The sequence below is a fragment of the Acinetobacter pittii genome (genome assembly GCF_034064985.1).
Classification (GTDB): domain Bacteria; phylum Pseudomonadota; class Gammaproteobacteria; order Pseudomonadales; family Moraxellaceae; genus Acinetobacter; species Acinetobacter pittii_H.
In genome coordinates, this window is record NZ_CP139249.1 from 1,880,066 (window position 1) to 1,899,197 (window position 19,132).

A 19,132-nucleotide genomic window follows, 5' to 3' on the forward strand; every position below is an offset into this window, starting at 1 on the left:
CTTTTGACTTTGTAGGGATAATATTGTTATTTTTGTTTTACGTTATTCGTAAATTAATTATGAATAACGTAATTAAAATGAGAATAATTTAAAGCGCAACATGGAGAAAGGATGACCATGAAAGAAGTTGCATTAAGTGATCTGATCAATCAGCAGAAAGTTGGGCGATATCAGAAATTTATTTTGTTAACCTGTTTATTGCTGATGATTATGGATGGATATGACATTCAGTCCATGGCTTACGCAGCCCCCATGATTATTGAAGAATGGGGCGTTCATAAAACTATGTTAGGCATTGTGTTTAGCGCCAGCTTATTTGGTTTGTTTGTCGGATCATTTTTATTAAGTTCTCTTTCCGATCGTTTTGGCCGCCGTCCAATCCTACTGATCTCAACCTTTATGTTCTCCATATTGATGCTGGTAACACCACATGTCGGCAACATTGAACAATTGACTGCAATCCGCTTTGTTACAGGAATTTTTTTAGGAGGTATCATGCCAAATGTTATGGCTTATAGCTCCGAAATTGTTCCATATAAATCTCGTATTTTCACCATGATGGTCATTTCTTGTGGCTATACGGTCGGGGCAATGTTAGGAGGAGGCATATCCGCCTTATTGGTTCCTTGGGGAGGATGGCAAGCGATTTTCTATTTTGGCGGTATTGTTCCTTTAATTATTTTCTTTATTACGTTCTTTAAGCTGCCAGAGTCTTTATATTTTTTAAGTGAAAATAGTAAAAATACGCCCAAAATTTTGTTTTGGTTAAATAAATTTTATCCTGCATTAACATTCAATTCAGAGATGAAAATCATCAATACGACTGAAGTTCAGGTTAAGAAGTCACCGCTTGAGTTATTTAAAAATAAGCGTGCGTTTTTTACCTATTCTATTTGGATCATTAGTATTTTAAATATGATCAGCCTCTATTTTCTGGCGAACTGGCTACCGACTTTGTCTAAAGAGTCAGGACTCTCATTAAATCAGGCATTGATGATTGGCTCTACTCTACAATTAGGCGGTACGATTGGTAGTGTTGTGATGGGTCTTAAAATCGATAAAACTGGGTTTTATAAAGTATTAATTCCTGTTTTTTTGGTTGCAGTGATTAGTGTTGCTTTAATTGGCTATGCTGTTAGCCATATCGTTCTATTATTTGTCATCATTTTTATTGCTGGCTTTGCGATTGTTGGTGGGCAACCTGCCATTAATGCACTGTCTGCGAGTTATTACCCAGTTTCACTTCGTACCACTGGTGTGGGCTGGAGTATTGGCATTGCCCGTTTAGGTTCGGTCATTGGTCCGTTATTTGGTGGCTATCTTTCTCAATTTCTGGTCATTACCCATTTATTTGTAATTGCGGCTATACCTTCATTGTTCGTTATTGTTATGCTGATGATTCAGGCTAAGTACCGATCATAACGCTATTTACAAATGAATGAACCGGAGAGGTTGCTTGAGTATTCCTTACAGCAATTGGTGGTGTGAGAGTCGAGAGGGCTTTCACATTTAAAATTTGATTGTGTCAAGCTAGCCAATTAAATTGTTACAGCTCTAGATATTTTTTCAAATATTGACCTGTTAAAGATTTTTCTGCAGAGAGTAGGGAGCCGACTGTTCCAGAGAACACCAATTCACCACCTTTGTCACCAGCTAATGGACCAATATCAATAATCCAATCTGCTTGACTAATGATGTCTAAATTATGTTCGATAACGATGATCGTATTACCTTTTTCAACTAAGCTATTTAATAAACTAATCAATTTTTCAGTATCAGAGGGGTGTAAGCCCGTACTCGGCTCATCTAATACAAAAATATTATCCGTTTCATTGAGCTCTTTTGAGAGTTTTAATCTTTGGCGCTCGCCACCTGAGAAGGTATTTAAGCGTTGGCCAATTGCAATATAGTCTAACCCTAAGCTTACCAATGAATTAAATTGCTGCTGCAAATTACGATCTTCAAAAAAGTGACTAGCTTCTGTAACAGTCATTTTTAGAATTTCAGCAATATTTTTATCTTTATAATGATACTTCAACACTTCTGGGGCATATCCTGAGCCGTGACAAAGGTCACATGTCATTTCAACATCATCTAAAAATGCAAGTTCAATTTTCTCGATACCTGATCCTTTACACTGAGGACAAGCACCTTCGCTGTTAAAACTAAAGAGCTTAGCACTCACTTTATTTGCTTTTGCAAATAGTTGGCGAATCGGATCAAGAAGATCTAGATAGGTCAGTAAATTTGACCGAATGCTTGCAGTAATTGCAGATTGATCAATCACTTTTGTTTCAGGATATCGTTGTGGTAAGACTTTACTGATTAACGTACTTTTTCCAGAACCCGCAACACCTGTAATAACGCTTAGACAATTTTTGGGAATATCGACATCAATATTTTTTAGATTGAATAAATGAGCATTTTTAATCGAAATCCATTCATTACTCATACGGGGTGTTTTCTTATAGGTATTTGGCCTTCTAAAAAACTCACCTGTTAAACCTGATGAGTTCTTTAATTCTTCGAAAGTTCCTTGGTAAATGATTTGACCACCATTGACACCAGAAAGAGGACCCATATCAATAACATGGTCAGCTGTTCTAATAAGATCAGGATCATGTTCAACCAGTAAAACACTATTTCCTTTATCTCTAATCTTTTGAATGATTTTAATAATATTATCTAAATCTTTTGGATGCAGCCCAATACTTGGCTCGTCAAAAATGTAGAGTAGATCAACTAGACTATTACCCAAATGTTTAACCATTTTGATTCGTTGTGATTCACCGCCCGATAATGTATTGCTCACACGATTAAGATTTAAATAACTGAGACCAACTAAGTTTAAGTTACTCAGCTTATTAATGAGTTCATGTAAAACGGTTTCAAATTTCTCACTTTTTATGGACTCTATAAACTCTAAAAGTGTTGATACAGATAGAGCTGTACAATCAGCAATATTTTTACCGTTAATCTTACAAGATAACGATTTTTGATTAAGTCGTTGACCTTTACATAAAGAACATTCTTTGGGGGTAATAATATCCTCAAGTTTATTCCGATAACGATTTCTTTCTTGCGCTTCACCTTTTAAAAAGTTACGTTCAAATCTGGTCACTAGTCCTTCGTAAAGTGCAGTTTTTCTCCATTTACTTGTTGGATTTAAAGGCTTGTGCTGAGGGGCATATAACAATAATTCCCATTCTTTTTCACTATAATCTTTTAACTTTTTATCTAAATCAAAGTAACCTGAATCTGCATATCGCGTCCAACGCCATGCTGTAGGTTGATAGGTAGGAAAATTGATAGCGCCTTCTTCATTTAAGGATTTATCTAAATTTAATATTTTATAAATATCAATTGTTTGCTTTAAACCAATACCTTCGCATTGTGGACACATGCCATTTGGATGATTAAAAGAAAAAACATTCGAATATCCAATAAATGGTTCTCCCATGCGGGAAAATAACAAGCGAAGATTGGCATAAATATCTGTAATTGTTGCCACTGTTGAGCGAATGTTACCTGTTAAAGGCTTTTGATTAATAATGACAGGTACATTTAAATTCTCAATTTTATCAACGTCAGCCACCCCAAAATGTTGTAAACGATTGCGTACAAAACTATCTTGAGTTTCATTGATTTGTCTTTGAGCCTCTGCGCCAATAGTTTCGAAAACTAAAGAAGATTTACCTGAACCAGAGACTCCAGTAAAGACAACAATTTCATGTTTAGGGATTTTTAACGAAATATTTTTAAGGTTATTTTGTCTGGCTCTATAAATATTTATTGTTCTTTTAGTCATGTGTGATCACTTGAATTTAGGGATTTATAGTAAAGGTAAAATAAAATTTATGTAAGGGATGTATATGTTTCTTAAGTAAATAGTTTAGATATTCAACTTATAGGGCTTAATTGTTAGGACGCTATCTAGAGAAGCATCTAGAAGAGTGGTGGTAGTCCACCACTCATTAAAATACTGAAGCTAGGATTTTGATAGCTACGATTTCTGTTTGTTTTTTTGGCGTAAGACATACAAATATAAGTTTTCTACTTTTTCACGTGCCCATGGTGTGGTCCGTAAGAATTGTAATGAGGATTTAACACTTGGATCTATGCAAAAACATCTAATTTCAATTTTGCGACTTAAGCCTTCGAATCCACCGTAGTAATCCAATAATTCATCCAAAATGTCAGCAAGTTTTTTGCCGTGTAAAGGGTCATTGGAGGCGTTCATAATAGATCAACAATATTTTGGGAGTCCATTATTATAACCTGAGCTAGTTAGAAAATGAGAGGGATTGCGGAAACACATTCCAAAGCGTATTAGGTTGTAATTGATTATCGAAACTGACTGATTTCAGTTTATAGGAAACTACCTAGAGAATTATTCTGACGAAGATTAGAAATAGGGTTAAGCCAGTTTAAGTACGTAGTTAGGTTTGCCGCGACTTAGTAAGTTGCTTGAGCAACATGTGCAGTTGAATAAGCTTTTTATAATTCAGTGTAGTGAAGCATAAACAGCGTAGCAGCAACATAGAGTAGCCAGAGCCTTATATATGGTAGGTTTCCAAATATTATATTTAACATAATATACATTATACGAACAGTTAATAATTCAATAATCTAGTCTTTTCCTTGGCTTAGTTTCCCTTTAAGAATATCCTTAGCTCTGTAGCTCTGTAGCTCTGTAGCTCTGTAGCTCTGTAGCTCTGTAGCTCTGTAGCTCTGTAGCTCTGTAGCTCTGTAGCTCTGTAGCTCTGTAGCTCTGTAGCTCTGTTTCTGGAGATCATTTTTTCTTAAAGTAAAATTTCTTACACCAAATAGTAATTATAAAAACTTAAATAAAAAATGATTTCTCTCGGTTTTGAGTATTCTATTGCTGTTCTCCAGTGGATACCAAAGATTAGGTATTTATATTAATCAGAACACTAAGCAAGTTGGTTTTATTATAAATGGTGTTGATCAAGGATATAAATCTACTTTGCCTGCGCCACTTGAGAATATACGCTTTTTTGTTTCAAGTGATATATCAATAGATGCCGAACAATTATTTGGACAAGATTTGTCTAATGAACTCATTACTGACCGTAATGCGCTACAGTTTAACTATCCTCAGGGCACAACAGACATGTGTGGTAATGCCATTTAAGATATAAAATTATAAGTGGTAAAAAAGGGCTGAATCACAGCCCTTTTTTCTTTCATTTAGAAATGAATAACAGTACGAATTGATTTACCTTCGTGCATTAAATCAAAAGCAGTATTAATGTCTTGTAAAGGCATAGTATGAGTCACAAAAGGCTCAAGTTGAATTTCACCTTTCATAGCATCTTCGACCATTTTAGGAAGTTGTGAACGGCCTTTTACCCCACCAAAAGCAGTACCTAACCATTTACGGCCTGTCACTAGCTGGAATGGACGAGTCGAAATTTCTTGGCCTGCACCAGCAACACCAATAATGACTGATTGTCCCCACCCACGATGTGCACATTCTAGAGCCGAGCGCATAACATTGACGTTACCGATACATTCAAATGAATGATCTACGCCCCAACCTGTCATTTCTACAATCACTTGCTGAATAGGTTGATCATAATCTTTTGGATTTAAGAAATCGGTAGCACCAAACTGTTTAGCAAGTTCAAATTTATCTGGGTTTGTATCTACGACAATAATGCGCCCTGCTTTCGCTTGACGTGCACCTTGTACAACAGCCAAACCAATACCGCCTAAACCAAATACAGCAACCGAATCACCTTCTTGTACTTTTGCTGTGTTATGCACGGCGCCAATACCCGTTGTCACACCACATCCAAGTAAACAAACTTGTTCGTGATTCGCTTCAGGATTGATTTTAGCTAAAGAGACTTCTGCAACTACCGTATATTCACTAAATGTTGAACAACCCATGTAGTGGTAAATTGGTTCGCCGTTATATGAGAAACGTGTGGTGCCATCTGGCATTACACCCTTACCTTGAGTAGCACGTACCGCAACACACAGGTTAGTTTTTCCAGATTTACAGAATAAGCATTCTTTACATTCAGCTGTATAAAGTGGAATCACATGGTCACCAGGTTTAACGCTTGTTACGCCCTCACCCACTTCAACCACAATACCTGCGCCTTCATGACCTAAGATGGCAGGAAAAACACCTTCTGGGTCATCGCCAGATAATGTAAAAGCATCGGTATGACAAACGCCCGTATGGGTAATTTTTATTAAAACTTCACCCGCTTGAGGTGGTGCAACATCAACTTCAACAATCTCTAAAGGTTTTCCTGGGGCAAAGGCGACAGCTGCACGAGATTTCATCTTTGGGTTTCCTTTAAATCATTCGGTATTTATAGTCGAGCAAAATAGATTATATATTGATAATACAAGAGCTTAATTTTGCTTAAATTAAATTGGCTTTCATGACAATCCATCACAGCATAGCCAGTCAGATACATCTAAGCAAGCCTACATTTAAAAAAGAAGAAAACCTCTTACTTGAAGAGGTTTCTTATCAAATCATTAGCTTATAAGCGGCTTATTTTTACTTAGAGGTAAATATCTGGTGGATATGGTGTGTTATCACTAATTGGCGAATAAAGCGTATTTTCAACAAAGAAGCCATTTGGGGCTTGAGTGGTATCAATCGTAATTGAATCATACATAACTTGTGGATAGGCCCAAATAAATTGCTTCATTAAACCGAGAGGAACATTGTTTTTCATATCACCAAAAATTCTTTGCCAGATAGGTGTGCGATAAGGTTTGTTTTTGTCGAACCCATAAATATAAGCAATAGATTCATCAGGAACAAATCCAGATAAGTAAATGACTTTATTGGCAGGATAGCCTAGCCCTTGTATCGGTATTTGAGAAACTGCCTGATGTGCCAAGTCTAGGCGAGCTTCTAATAACCAGTCATAAGCTTCTGTCATCATGTAATCAAAATTAGGATATGAATAGTGTTGGCTTGGATAGTTAATATAAGTTGCTAATGTCTGAATTGGAGATTGAATAGAAGGAAAGAAAATAAGTGGGCTAACTTTTGCACTGGAATATTTTGCTTTGATCACGGTGCGAATGTTTTGACAAGTTTGTCCTAATTTATTTCTAAGCCATGTTTTAAACTCATCATATGGCGTTCCTGTTTTATTCATTGCTTCGTAAATAGTGCCAAGATCTGGCGCATATAAACCCGTATCTGCATTAAATGCCAGTTTAGTTGGATAGTCATATACACAAGGTAGATTTGTACCCGTGTTATACCACCACCAAGGTTCACCAATCTGCATGTTTACATCACATCCCCCTGCAACCATTGTATCTGCAAATTCAATAAAGACTTTATGTAGATAGGCCAAAGCATTTTGATGGCTTAAACTAAAGAAATAGCTAGGTGGCTCATAACCTGTCCGACCTAAGTTATTATTCCAGTCACGCTGTGCCCAATATTCATTAGCCCCCAAGGAATACATTTCAAAGCTTACCCCAAAGATGGGTTGCATACTTGCGCTATGTAAAGCCTGAGCATATTTCTCATGCCATTTACGGGTACATGAGTTAACGACCGCCTCACCTGTTACCAACGTATCTGGTATTTGCCATTTATTAATATCACTTTTCCATGTCATTTCAGGATAATGTGACATTCCACAATAGTGATTAACCAAACCTTGATATCCCAAAGCGACCATATTATTGACTAGGCGCTGGGGGTTTAAATCATAGTGGTCGTCATAGCTGGTACAGATACCATAATTGTGCTGAGGGACAACCACACGGCTCAAATTTAACTTTGCATTTGTTCCAGTCACGACTGAGTTGGTCAGACGAATGTAGCCATCTTTTGGTTGGCTTAAAGGCGTGGCGGATTGGCTATTATAGTCACTGGTAAATCCAGAGAATGAAATTCGCTGAATATTAGTTACCGGAAAGCTATCTGTAGCCGAAAAACCTGCTTTTACTGTATCCCAGTTAATACGGATGTGCGCCGTTCGCGATGAAGGATTATTTGCGTAATTAAATAGGACAATATATGCAATTTTATCTACACCATTATCTTTATAGTACACCGTTAAAGTCGGCGTTAAACTCGGATTGTTTAGCACCGGCATAGAGGCAGATAATTCAATATCGAAATCCCAAACTACCCCTGCATAGCTATATTTGGTTTCATACGCTAAAAATTTATGATCTTTAGTATCGGAAGAATCCCAACTAATTCCTACCAAGTCATTTGCCATACGTGATCTAAAAGATGCCTCAAATCCATTCCCATAATTCGTAATGGCAAAAGACATGGTTTGTGGTCCGTCTATTTTCCAGTAAATAGGACTAAACCGATCAATAAGTGTATTTTGAGTGATTGGGTGAGGTGATGAATTAGAATTATTTTGCACATTTTGTCGATTAGTTATCATGTCTACATTCTCTTAATGTATTAAGAGGTTTTATCTTAAATAATAATTTTTATTGCATTGTTCAGATAAGTAACAATGGAGTTTAATTTATTTACAGTGATTATTTTTTATAAAGTTCAAAATGATCTTAAACAAGAAAACTTAATATTACCTAAAATATTTTTGTACTAAGGAGATAATAAATGGCAAATTTTATACAGCCTATAAACTTTAAGGTTTTGTATGTATTTACTCCTCTTGTATTTGTATTAACAGGTTGCAGTGAAACTTTACACTCTCAGGCACCCTTATCAGTGAAGCCCTCTTCAGAGAATATTGCTTATCCAGAGATCGATCCAGTTTTAGGAGAAAAGTTACAACCTAATGAGGAACTCATCGCTCACAATATAGCCCAAGTGATTGAAAAGTCGATCCGTGAACAATATAGGGCTGGAAATGCTCTACGTGATGCACATCCTAAAGCGCATGGCTGTGTGCGAGCTGAATTTCATGTTTCAAAAAATATACCCACTCAATTGACTAAAGGGATATTTATTCCAGATCAAACTTATCAAGCATGGATTCGCTTTTCAAATGTTTCAAATGACGCCTCTAATGCGGACATTAATAAAGATGCGCGTGGTATAGCAATCAAAATTCTAGGTGTGTCTGGACAAAAAATTTTAGAAAGTGAAAAGCAAGCAACCACTCAAGATTTTATTATGATTAATCATCCGGTCTTTTTTGCCAATGATGCTAAACGATATCTTTCTTTCATGAATGATGTGAATAGCCATAATATGATCAGAAAACTCCATATTCCGATTACCCTAGGTTTTAAAGGAACCATGAATGCACTCGGAGCACGTAATTCGCAAATCGCAAATCCATTATATGCACGGTACTGGTCTATGGTTCCTTATCAGTTAGGGCTGGATAATGATCGAAGAGCAGTCAAATATTCAGTTCGTGCCTGTTCAATGCCACCAAACAATCTACCTAAAAATCCTAGTCATAATTATTTAAGGGAAGCTTTAAAGAGCACTTTACAAAGTACAGATGCTTGTATGGAATTTCTTATTCAGCCACGAACCTCAAGCAAAATGTCAGTAGAAGATTCAATGACAGAATGGGATGAGAAAGCAGCTCCTTTCTATCAAGTGGCGACTATCCATATTCCAAAGCAGAATTTTGATATAGCTGAACAAAATAAGTTTTGTGAAAATCTATCTTTTACGCCGTGGCACGCCTTACCGGAACATAGACCATTAGGTGCAGTAAATAGAATGCGTAAAGTCATTTATGAAAATATCAGTAGAGTTCGGCATGATATGAATTCAGCACCTAGGCAAGAACCTTAAATACTTTATCCATTAATGCCCTTGCTTGTATCTATAGTGATACGATCAATGAAATCTGCCAACCATAAAATAAACTCATCTTCACTTTTATGTCTTGGAATCAAGCTCACGTCTAATCTAATGGGTAATTCATTTTTAACGCTAATTACAGTGCCTTCAAAATTCACAAAGTTATATAAAAATTTTAATTCTGTACCTGCAATAGCTTTTTTGATTTCTAGAATAAGATTGTTTAAGTTCTTCAAATGATTGTTTGAATATTTATTTTTAATATTTTTATTAATTTTTTCTGCTAATAGTAAATATTTTGGCATTTCTACCTCCTTATTAATTATTTATAAGTATAAGTTTAAAGTTATAAAAATAAGTTTTTAATTTTTATTAAATTGTTTCTAGTTTTTTAATTTTAATTCACAAGTTGTGACTAGTATAACTATTTATTGTTTTAAAATGTGATTTAGTTTGGTTTTTTATTCTGATTAAATTAGTAGGTATTTAATATTGACTAAAATACTCGGATTTTAAATTGATATTAAATAGGCTCAATATATTTAATCTATTAAGCCCATTTAATTTTTAATATTTACTTAAGACTAAAAAGTACTCTTTTTGGACCTTAAGTAAGTTTCTGGAAAATTTTCATTTTATGAATTTTTCCACATTTCCTGCATTCTTTAATTTCATTATGAGTCATATCAAAGTCATATTCCCATACATGAATACAGAAAATTTGTCTAAAATTTTGGAGCATAGACACCTCCTTATAAAAAACCGACTCAGTAGCAAGTTCTTTATCAATGTACTTAGCTTATTTTGATGAGTTTTCCTCTTTAGCTTTATCCTCCTTGTGTTTACAGCAGTAACCGAAAACAGCACCAGCACCAAAGAAAAACATAGCTTTAAACATACTTATCTCCAAAAGATAGTTAAGTAAACTTAAAACTAACATTGAAGGATGTATCTGTTTTTAGGCCAATGAGCCTGTTTCTGTGCGTTATGCAAACTTTTGTGAAAAGATATAACAATATATTTTTTAGGAATAAGAACTCTAAATTAAAAAACCGCCCCAGTAGGCGGTTGCTGAATTTACAGCGACATATAGAAGTGTAGTGGACGATCACTTCTATATTTCTTATGTACTTATTTTTCTTCTTTTATAATTTTAGTAAAAGCATCTGATTTGAAGTAATTGATAATCATCTCTCCATCATCTCGAGTCGAAGTGGAAGTCGATACTTTTGATAGTTCGTCATAATTAAATTTAAAATCTGGAGGTATAAATTTTGAGATTGGTGGAAGCTTCGTCTCTCCTCCTGTCGTAATTCTTTCAATGAAACCTGCGAGCCAAAGTATATATTCATCCTTATTTTTATATTTCGGCATAAGGCTCATGTCTAACTTTATGGCACATTCCTCTAAAGGCTTAGTTAGGCATTCTTCAAAATCTATAAAATTGTATTTAAGTTTAAATTTGGTGCCTTTAATTTCATTACGAATTGCACCCACGAGTTGATTTAAGTTTTCTGCCGAGCTTTCTGAAAATAAATTTTTGTCCTCAATCTTTTTATACACGTTCTCAGCGATGATTAAATATTGTGGCATCTCTATTTTCTCCCTTTTATTGTTAAGCTACTCACTCAGCCTTTTAAGGAAGTATGATAGATATCATGTTTTCTAATGTAATTGTTGTGCTGCCAATTGTAATTAATGTGTTTTTGTGAAACTTGCAAGCATAACCATCCGAAAAAATTAAATTTAATGCAAACTAAGTCTCATTTTTTTGATAAGAATTTACTTTAATCAAAAAGTATTTTTAGTTCATTTAAAGTGGGAAGTTGGTTATAGGACTCATCAGCCGCTATTGTATTTGCCCAATTGGTTTTTGAAACCATACAAAAATTAAGTTTCTTTAGCACAACAATATCTTGATCTAATAGCCCTAGTGGAATCCACATAAAGTCGGTACTGCCCACTAAGTTAGGTACTGGTGATCCGCATTTGCTACAAAATGAAGACGTGAAGCCAGTTTCTTTTTTATAGGTGCGGACAAGTTCTAAACCTGATAACCATTCAAATCTATTCTTATTCACTAACGTTGCTGCGTTTGATCCCGTTCCGGTTTGTTTACGGCAGAGACTACAGTGGCAATGATAAACCGTGTTTATTTCATTACGAATAGAAAATTTGATCTCATTGCATAGACAAGAACCTACATGGCTCATCTCGAGTATCCTCTGAAAAATAATGTTGAATATAGCATTAAGCTTAAAAAGGGATAAATTTATCTTTATATTTTTAAATAGATATGTTTTCTTAGAGTTACCTATAAATATAAGAAATTGCTAGAGTTGAGACTTGGCAGAATATATTTATAGCGTTTAATATGAATTTTGACATAAAAATTGAATATAAAAATGCTGTGATGTGCTTATCTTGGATGCGACTTAAAAGCTTACATGATTAATCAACTGTATCAGCAGTATAGTAATATGGCATTAAATGCTTGGGGCTTTACAAATACACCTTCGTATAACGGTACATACGACCCTGATGAGAATGATACAGTGACGAATAGCTTTAATTGGTTAAATGATGAGCATGCAGCAGAAAAAACTAAACAAGGATTAACTGCTTTTGTCGCACTAGATGATGCCTTTATCAGTATCGCTTCTCGTATGTACCTCATTAGAAATGCAAAAGAAAAGATCGATTTACAATACTATATTTGGACCAATGATTTTGTTGGAAACTTAATGCTGCATGAGTTGCTAACGGCGGCAGATCGTGGCGTAAAAATCCGTTTACTCATCGATGATCAAAACGGAATAAAGCTTGATGGCGTTCTCAGGAGTCTTCTACACCACCCTAATTTTGAAATTCGATTATTTAATCCATATAAATTTAGATATTTAAGAATCTTGGACTATATTTTTCGATTCAAAAAAGTAAACCATCGCATGCATAATAAATTAATTATTGCAGATGGCATGATTGCTGTAACCGGCGGTAGAAATATCAGCAGTGAATATTTTGATGCAAGTAGTAAGTTTCAGTTTACAGATTTAGATATTTTATTTTATGGCCATACAGTACAGCATGCTCAAGTCGTATTTAATGATTTTTGGCAAAGTGATTTAAGTCAAAATGCTACCGAGCTCATAGGAACATGTGCTGTCCACCACTTACAATCACTCAGGCAGCACTATCATGATCTACTTCATGAAAGTGAAAATCATATTCAAACTGAAGATAAACTTTCTGATGCACAAACTTATTTAAAAGAGCTCCTACAAAATTATCCAATTCAATGGTCAAAAGCATATTTCGTTGCAGATTCACCTAAAAAAATCTTAGGGTCAGCCTCTAAAGAAGAGATGCTTTATAGTCAAGTTATGGCCATTATGGGTGAACCTGAGCAGCATATTGAATTAGCCTCAGCTTATTTTGTACCGACTCAGCAAGGAACTTATTATTTAAAACAGTTAAAAGTACAGGGAGTTAAAGTCAGGGTTTTAACTAACTCTTTCGCTGCAAATGATGTAGCAATTGTGCATGCTTTTTATAGTCAATATCGAGTCGAGATGCTCAAAAGTGGTGTAGAACTATTTGAGTTTAAGCCCTTTTTAGAACGAAGACGCCGAACATGGTATGAAGTAGTTACAGGAAGTGTAATCCCTGCAAAAGGTAAAAATAAATCGAGCTTACATGCCAAATTTTTTGACGTAGACGGTAAAGTATTCATTGGTTCATTTAACTTTGATCCACGTTCAACCTATTTAAATACTGAGGTTGGCCTTGTTATTGAGTCGAGTCAACTACAAGCTCAAGTTTCAGTCATGCTTGATCAGCATTTACCACAAGTTGCCTACCAGCTTAAGTTAAATAATGAAGGAAAGATCATTTGGTTAGATTATCAGGCAGATGGAAAAATTATTGAATACGACAAAGACCCAGATACGAGCCTTTTTCAACGTACCATGGTTAAAGCAGTTTCATATTTACCAATTGAATGGATGATGTAAAAGCGTTTTAGCTTTAATTATAAAATCCCAATTTCTTTAAAAAATTTTCGATAAGCCTCTGCTTTCTTTTCTAGTGCCAATGGATAGGCTCTAGAAGACGATGGTAGACGGTATAAATTGATGTTACGTCCTGCAAAGTAAGTCGAGGTAGACATTCCAATAAGCGGTTTTTCGGTGTGTTCTGGTAAAACAGAAATTAAGGTATCAGTTGCTTTGTCGCCAGTGGTCATAATAGTCTGACATAGAGGAATCTGCTGAAGCAAAACAGCAAGATCTGTCGGCGTTACGATTTCAAGAAATTTATCAGCAGCATTCCCCTTCAACCTTTTAATTTGGTAAGCCGTATCAAAGATTGCAATACCAGTTTCAATCAAGAAATTTCGAATACGTTCTTCATTAAAATTTTTTTGGCTTTCACTTAAAAAGTAAGTTTTGTCTTGGAAAAAGATCAAACCGAAAATACGCCACATGTCATTTTGGAAATTTGGATAATAAAAATCCATCTTCCATTTATTACGTGGTGGTGGAAAACTGCCTAACATGAGTAAACGAGCATTTTCAGGTAAAAAAGGTTCAAGTGGATGTGTTTCTATCTCAATTATCATAAAAAATCAGTAGTTACTTAAAAATCTTATCAACAAATTAACCTATTTTTTAGTTAATCACGAGTCATGAAATGCAATTTCTCTTCATTAAAGCGTTAAAGGATGTCACAAAAATGAGCATTGTTGAAGAATGCTTATTTTAAAAATATTTTTTGTTCTTAAGTAAGTGTAAGGCGAGACATATTTATACTTCGCCTCAATCACTTAGAAATATTAAAAAGATACTCACACAAAAATATTAAGAATTAAGGACTTTAAAAACTTTACCCGTTCTTGGATGAGCAAAAGTATTATCCTGATCTAAATTAATGACTTTATCCGAAATCACAATTTTAGAAAGTGGTAACCAATTCTGCTCTTGTTCAGCTTGGACAAAATTTTTTTCATAAATATTTTCATAAATTTGTTCAACAACGATTTCCATACCACACATACTTTTGGCACTTACTTCCTTTAAAATATGGCGCTTTGACATTCTAGTCTCCATTTTTTTATTATCCGCATCAATAATAATAAGGACTTCACTGATACAATATGTAAATTTTAATAATGAAAGTGTTTTTTTTGTTTTAATCATATTTTTGTAATAATTAAATGAATAGTTGAGTAATTATTTAATTTAAAGATTATTTTTAAGTTAAACTATTAAAATTAAATATTGCTGATAAATTTTTACTTTTAATAAAAATTAAAGGGTTCATTAACTGAACCCTTTTTTATTTAATTCTAAACTTGTACTGCATTATCAAGCGAACTATCGTCTTTATTTTTAGCAGTGTCTTTACTCATCAATGTGTCAGTATCACTATCTGTGTTAAAGCTCTTACTGTTCTTTTGCTTTTTCTTGTACATACACATGCCAATCGCAATACCGGTTCCCAACACTATAATTGATTTCAACATTTTGCACCTCTTTGATTAACGGAGTAACTTTTGAGCAATTAGCTTAAATTAATAGCACAAAATTTGTTATTTAAAGGCTTTCATTTGCTCCGCTTTTGTAAGGTGTTTATTTTTTATGTTAATTGAAGAGTAGAATATTCTGAAAAAATAAATTTTGATACAAAGCAAAAAGCCTATTCTAAAAAAGAACAGGCTTTTTACTGTATTTCAGGATTAAGCAGTATTATGAATTGCTCTAAGCAATCTTATTATCTTTAAATACAATACAAATGTATTTAATGCTGAACTTTTAGTCAAGATGGGATTGAGGGGTTTTACCAATAATTGGCGATTATTGTGATGACTATCACGTTTATTTGATTGGGATAAGAAAAAACCCATTTCTACTTCTCATAAAGAAATGGGCGATGTGAAAACCACAAAAGACCTGAAATACCAAATGTTCTTACATTCAGTAAGGTTGAGTGTAGTGAATATACCGAATGGTTGACAATTAAACTATTTGTATTTTTTTTAGTCATTTCGGCCAATAAAAAAATAGTTATGATTCTGTAGATTAACTCTGTTTAGTCATTCATTATTGACCCAAAATTCTATCAAGCACCCTCACCCAATTATTAAGACATATATTTTCAATCAGTGTTTTAGAATAACCACGCTGTTGCATATGTTCAATTAAGCGATGTAAGCCTGTCACATCTTCAAGTTCAGTACCTATAAGTGCACCGTCAAAATCCGAACCAAAGCCCACATGCTCTTCGCCCAAATGATCCATTAAATATTCTAAATGTTCCAAAATTACATCAATGGATGTATCTGCATTTCGTTGTCCATCCGATCGTAAAAAAGCGACATCGAAATTTACCCCTACCATCCCTTTATTTTCTCGGATTGCTTTGAGTTGTGGGTCAGTTAAATTGCGTGCTTGAGGACATAAGGCATGCACATTAGAATGGGTTGCTACAATTGGCTGCTGCAATATATCTACAGTATTCCAAAAAGCTTTCTCATTCATATGTGAAACATCAATCACCATCTTTTTATCAGCACAGCGTCTTATAAAATCTTTGCCATCACTCGTGAGACCTGCTCCTGTGTCAGGTGAGTGAGGAAACTTAGCATTTAAACCATGTCCAAAGCGGCTAGGTCTATTCCAAAGTGGGCCAATACTACGCAAGCCTCTTTCATAAAATACATCGAGTAAATCAGGATTTTGCTGTAAAGCTTCAGCACCTTCCATATGCAATACAATTGCTAGCTTTTTCTCTGCCCGGCAATCCTGAATATTTTGAACCGATGTGCAGATTTTAATATTTTTAGAATACTGAGCAAGTTGGTGAGCTAAATCGAGTTGTTCTAAACAAATTTGTTCAATTTGCTGTTGGGTAAAATCAGCAGCATTCTGATCAAATAATCTATTGGGATGATGTTGTTGCACATAGCCATATGGAGGTAAAAAAATCGCAAACATTCCACCAATAAAACCAGCTTCTTGACAGCGTTTTAAATCAAGATGGCCAGCTAAACGGTCATGAATAAAAGTATGTACAGGATCTGGATGATCACTTAGCCATAAACGTGTTAATGCATCATTATGTCCATCAAAAACTGGAATATGGCTAGGCTTCATGAGCATTCCTATTACTTGCTATATGTCTGTAATCGTGTGGACTGGAATATTTTGTGTAGCGCTTAAAGATTTGGAGTTTCTACTATTACGGAAGACTAAATTTTGCAGAGGTGCAGCCAACTGACTTTCTGCCCGCGCTTGTTCAATCATTTGATGATACGGCGATTTCCCACATACAGGATCGGCATTAGCCGCATCTCCAGTCAACATATAGGCCTGACACCGACATCCACCAAAGTCTCGGTCTTTATCTGGGCAACTACGGCACCCTTCTGGCATCCATGCATCACCACGGAAATGATTAAATCCAGTTGATTTATACCAGATATCTGACAATTTATGTTCGCGGACGTTTGGAAATGAAATTGGCAATTGTCGTGCTGCATGGCAAGGCAACGCCATACCATCTGGAGCAACTGTAAAGAAAATTTTACCCCAGCCATTCATACAAGCTTTTGGCCGTTCTTCATAATAATCAGGCACTACAAAAATGAGTTTGCAAGGATGATTTTGCGCTTTTAATTTTTCGCGATATTCATTGGTAATCCGTTCCGCACGTGTCAGTTGCTCTTGTGTGGGTAATAAACCTTGGCGGTTTAAAAAAGCCCAACCGTAAAACTGACAAATTGCCAACTCAACTGTATCTGCATTGAGCTCAAGGCAAAGTTCAATGATTTGTTCAATCTGGTCAATGTTATGTCGATGAATAACAAAGTTAAGCACCATTGGATAATCGTATTTCTTAACCAGTCGGCACATTTCATACTTTTGTTCAAAAGCATGCTTTGAACCTGCCAAGGCGTCATTCACCACAGGGTCACTAGCTTGAAAGCTCACTTGAATGTGGTCTAAACCCGCTTGTTTTAGATCAGCAATACGTTGTTCGGTAAGGCCCATACCCGAGGTAATTAAGTTGGTATAAAACCCTTGTTGATGAGCATGTGCAACGAGTTGTTCTAAATCTTGACGTACCAGTGGTTCACCACCAGAGAAACCGAGTTGAACAGCACCCATCTGTCGTGCCTGATCAAAAACATCAAACCACTCTTGAGTAGTTAACTCATTTTTATGCTGAGCATAGTCCAATGGGTTTGAGCAATATGGGCATTGTAGCGGACAACGATAAGTGAGTTCCGCTAATAACCATAAAGGCAGGCCAACACCTTCTGTCATACTAAATCAATCCAGTGTTGTTGCTTTGCGACGAGCATGTAGTCCACTACATCTTGATCAATCTCAGCAATATCACCAAACTTTTGCTTTAACTGGGCAATAATTGTAGAAACATTTTGCTGCCCATCAATATATTGCCCGATTGCTCCTGCACTTTCATTTAACTTGATCATGCCTTCAGGATATAAAATCACAAAACCATTTTGAGCTGGCTCGAACTGAAAACGGTAACCTTGTCGCCATGTCGGCACAAGGTTTAAATCAAACTGCCCTTTATTCATTTAAATAGTCCTTTGTGCCAAACTCGTTTGCTTGTCACAGTGTGATATGGTGCTTCATTGTGAACATGTGCAAGTGTTAAAGCATCTAAAATGCTCCATAAAATATCCAGTTTAAACTGCAATATTTCAAGCATTCGCTCTTGTTGCTCTAAAGTTGTAAATGAATCAAGTGTAATTGTTAAACCATGTTCAACGTCACGGCGTGCCTGACTTAAACGAGAACGGAAATATTCATAGCCTTTATCATCAATCCATGGATAATGTTGTGGCCATGAATCAAGTCGTGACTGATGAATTTGTGGAGCAAAAAGTTCAGTTAAAGAACTGCTTGCTGCTTCACGCCATGAAGCACGGCGAGCAAAGTTCACATATGCATCTACTGCAAAGCGAACACCCGGTAATACCAGTTCTTCAGAAATAACTTGTTCACGACTCAAGCCCACAGCTTCGGCTAAGCGTAACCATGCTTCTCGACCACCGCCATCTGGATATTCCCCATCTTGATCGATCATGCGTTGAATCCATTCTTGACGGACTCGCTGGTCAGGGCAATTTGCCATAATTGCCGCATCTTTAAGCGGAATATTAATTTGATAGTAATATCGGTTTGCAACCCAAGCCTGAATTTGTTGCTGGGTGGCTTTACCTTCATACATCATCACGTGAAATGGATGATAGATATGATAGTACTGACCTTTATCGATAATAGCTTGTTTGAATTGTTCAGTCGTTAAAGCTTCAGGTGTTTGAGTCATGTT

The 19,132-nt window shown here is 35.5% G+C and carries 17 protein-coding genes and 1 pseudogene; 4 read left to right on the plus strand and 14 right to left on the minus strand.

What is annotated here, in order from left to right; all coding sequences use genetic code 11:
* Positions 1-117: 117 nt before the first annotated feature.
* Positions 118-1,422: an MFS transporter gene (locus tag SOI76_RS08960; RefSeq protein ID WP_104079218.1), complete on the plus strand. Its 1,305-nt coding sequence runs from the start codon at positions 118-120 to the stop codon at positions 1,420-1,422.
* Positions 1,423-1,546: 124 nt separating this feature from the next.
* Here SOI76_RS08960 and SOI76_RS08965 read toward each other — a convergent pair whose 3' ends face one another.
* Entirely contained in the window at positions 1,547-3,808 is a 2,262-nt protein-coding gene (locus SOI76_RS08965; protein WP_104078648.1) for an ATP-binding cassette domain-containing protein, read from the minus strand.
* A gap of 195 nt (positions 3,809-4,003) precedes the next feature.
* On the minus strand, positions 4,004-4,240 hold the full coding sequence (locus SOI76_RS08970; RefSeq protein WP_104078647.1) for a VF530 family DNA-binding protein: 237 nt from the start codon (positions 4,238-4,240) through the stop codon (positions 4,004-4,006).
* A 651-nt stretch (positions 4,241-4,891) separates the two neighbouring features.
* Here SOI76_RS08970 and SOI76_RS08975 point away from each other — a divergent pair.
* A pseudogene (locus tag SOI76_RS08975) lies at positions 4,892-5,155 on the plus strand (DUF4882 family protein); the annotation flags it as partial.
* Between the two features lie 56 nt (positions 5,156-5,211).
* Here SOI76_RS08975 and adhC read toward each other — a convergent pair.
* Both adhC and SOI76_RS08985 read right to left on the minus strand, forming a co-directional pair.
* Complete coding sequence (gene adhC, locus SOI76_RS08980) at positions 5,212-6,321, minus strand: S-(hydroxymethyl)glutathione dehydrogenase/class III alcohol dehydrogenase (RefSeq protein ID WP_104079664.1); 1,110 nt, start codon at positions 6,319-6,321, stop codon at positions 5,212-5,214.
* 227 nt (positions 6,322-6,548) lie between these two features.
* Entirely contained in the window at positions 6,549-8,420 is a 1,872-nt protein-coding gene (locus tag SOI76_RS08985; protein ID WP_205668415.1) for a phage capsid protein, read from the minus strand.
* Positions 8,421-8,602: 182 nt separating this feature from the next.
* Between SOI76_RS08985 and SOI76_RS08990 the strand changes: the two genes are divergently transcribed.
* On the plus strand, positions 8,603-9,760 hold the full coding sequence (locus SOI76_RS08990; protein ID WP_104079663.1) for a catalase family protein: 1,158 nt from the start codon (positions 8,603-8,605) through the stop codon (positions 9,758-9,760).
* Positions 9,761-9,765: 5 nt separating this feature from the next.
* Here SOI76_RS08990 and SOI76_RS08995 read toward each other — a convergent pair whose 3' ends face one another.
* From SOI76_RS08995 to SOI76_RS09005, 3 genes are all read right to left on the minus strand, one after another.
* Complete coding sequence (locus SOI76_RS08995) at positions 9,766-10,074, minus strand: hypothetical protein (protein ID WP_057076263.1); 309 nt, start codon at positions 10,072-10,074, stop codon at positions 9,766-9,768.
* 826 nt (positions 10,075-10,900) lie between these two features.
* Positions 10,901-11,362: a hypothetical protein gene (locus SOI76_RS09000; protein WP_057076262.1), complete on the minus strand. Its 462-nt coding sequence runs from the start codon at positions 11,360-11,362 to the stop codon at positions 10,901-10,903.
* A gap of 194 nt (positions 11,363-11,556) precedes the next feature.
* A complete protein-coding gene (locus SOI76_RS09005; protein ID WP_104079662.1) occupies positions 11,557-11,991 on the minus strand; it encodes a GFA family protein in 435 nt (144 codons plus the stop codon).
* A gap of 225 nt (positions 11,992-12,216) precedes the next feature.
* On the opposite strand from SOI76_RS09005, the gene SOI76_RS09010 reads away from it, so the two are divergent.
* A complete protein-coding gene (locus tag SOI76_RS09010) occupies positions 12,217-13,782 on the plus strand; it encodes a phospholipase D family protein (RefSeq protein WP_104079661.1) in 1,566 nt (521 codons plus the stop codon).
* Positions 13,783-13,799: 17 nt separating this feature from the next.
* On the opposite strand, the gene SOI76_RS09015 is transcribed toward SOI76_RS09010, so the two are convergent.
* The 7 genes from SOI76_RS09015 to pqqC form a co-directional block, all read right to left on the minus strand.
* Positions 13,800-14,387, minus strand: coding sequence for a hypothetical protein (locus tag SOI76_RS09015; protein WP_016141041.1), 588 nt, complete (start codon positions 14,385-14,387; stop codon positions 13,800-13,802).
* 238 nt (positions 14,388-14,625) lie between these two features.
* Positions 14,626-14,862, minus strand: coding sequence for a hypothetical protein (locus SOI76_RS09020; protein WP_032056373.1), 237 nt, complete (start codon positions 14,860-14,862; stop codon positions 14,626-14,628).
* A gap of 251 nt (positions 14,863-15,113) precedes the next feature.
* Positions 15,114-15,287: a hypothetical protein gene (locus SOI76_RS09025; RefSeq protein ID WP_205668417.1), complete on the minus strand. Its 174-nt coding sequence runs from the start codon at positions 15,285-15,287 to the stop codon at positions 15,114-15,116.
* 580 nt (positions 15,288-15,867) lie between these two features.
* Positions 15,868-16,920 (minus strand): dipeptidase, encoded by a 1,053-nt coding sequence (locus tag SOI76_RS09030; RefSeq protein WP_104079660.1) that lies wholly within the window; start codon positions 16,918-16,920, stop codon positions 15,868-15,870.
* Positions 16,921-16,938: 18 nt separating this feature from the next.
* Entirely contained in the window at positions 16,939-18,093 is a 1,155-nt protein-coding gene (pqqE, locus tag SOI76_RS09035; protein WP_104079659.1) for a pyrroloquinoline quinone biosynthesis protein PqqE, read from the minus strand.
* Positions 18,090-18,374: a pyrroloquinoline quinone biosynthesis peptide chaperone PqqD gene (gene pqqD, locus SOI76_RS09040; protein ID WP_104079658.1), complete on the minus strand. Its 285-nt coding sequence runs from the start codon at positions 18,372-18,374 to the stop codon at positions 18,090-18,092. Before pqqD ends, pqqE begins: the two co-directional genes overlap by 4 nt.
* Entirely contained in the window at positions 18,371-19,129 is a 759-nt protein-coding gene (pqqC, locus tag SOI76_RS09045; RefSeq protein ID WP_104079657.1) for a pyrroloquinoline-quinone synthase PqqC, read from the minus strand. Before pqqC ends, pqqD begins: the two co-directional genes overlap by 4 nt.
* Positions 19,130-19,132: the final 3 nt, after the last annotated feature.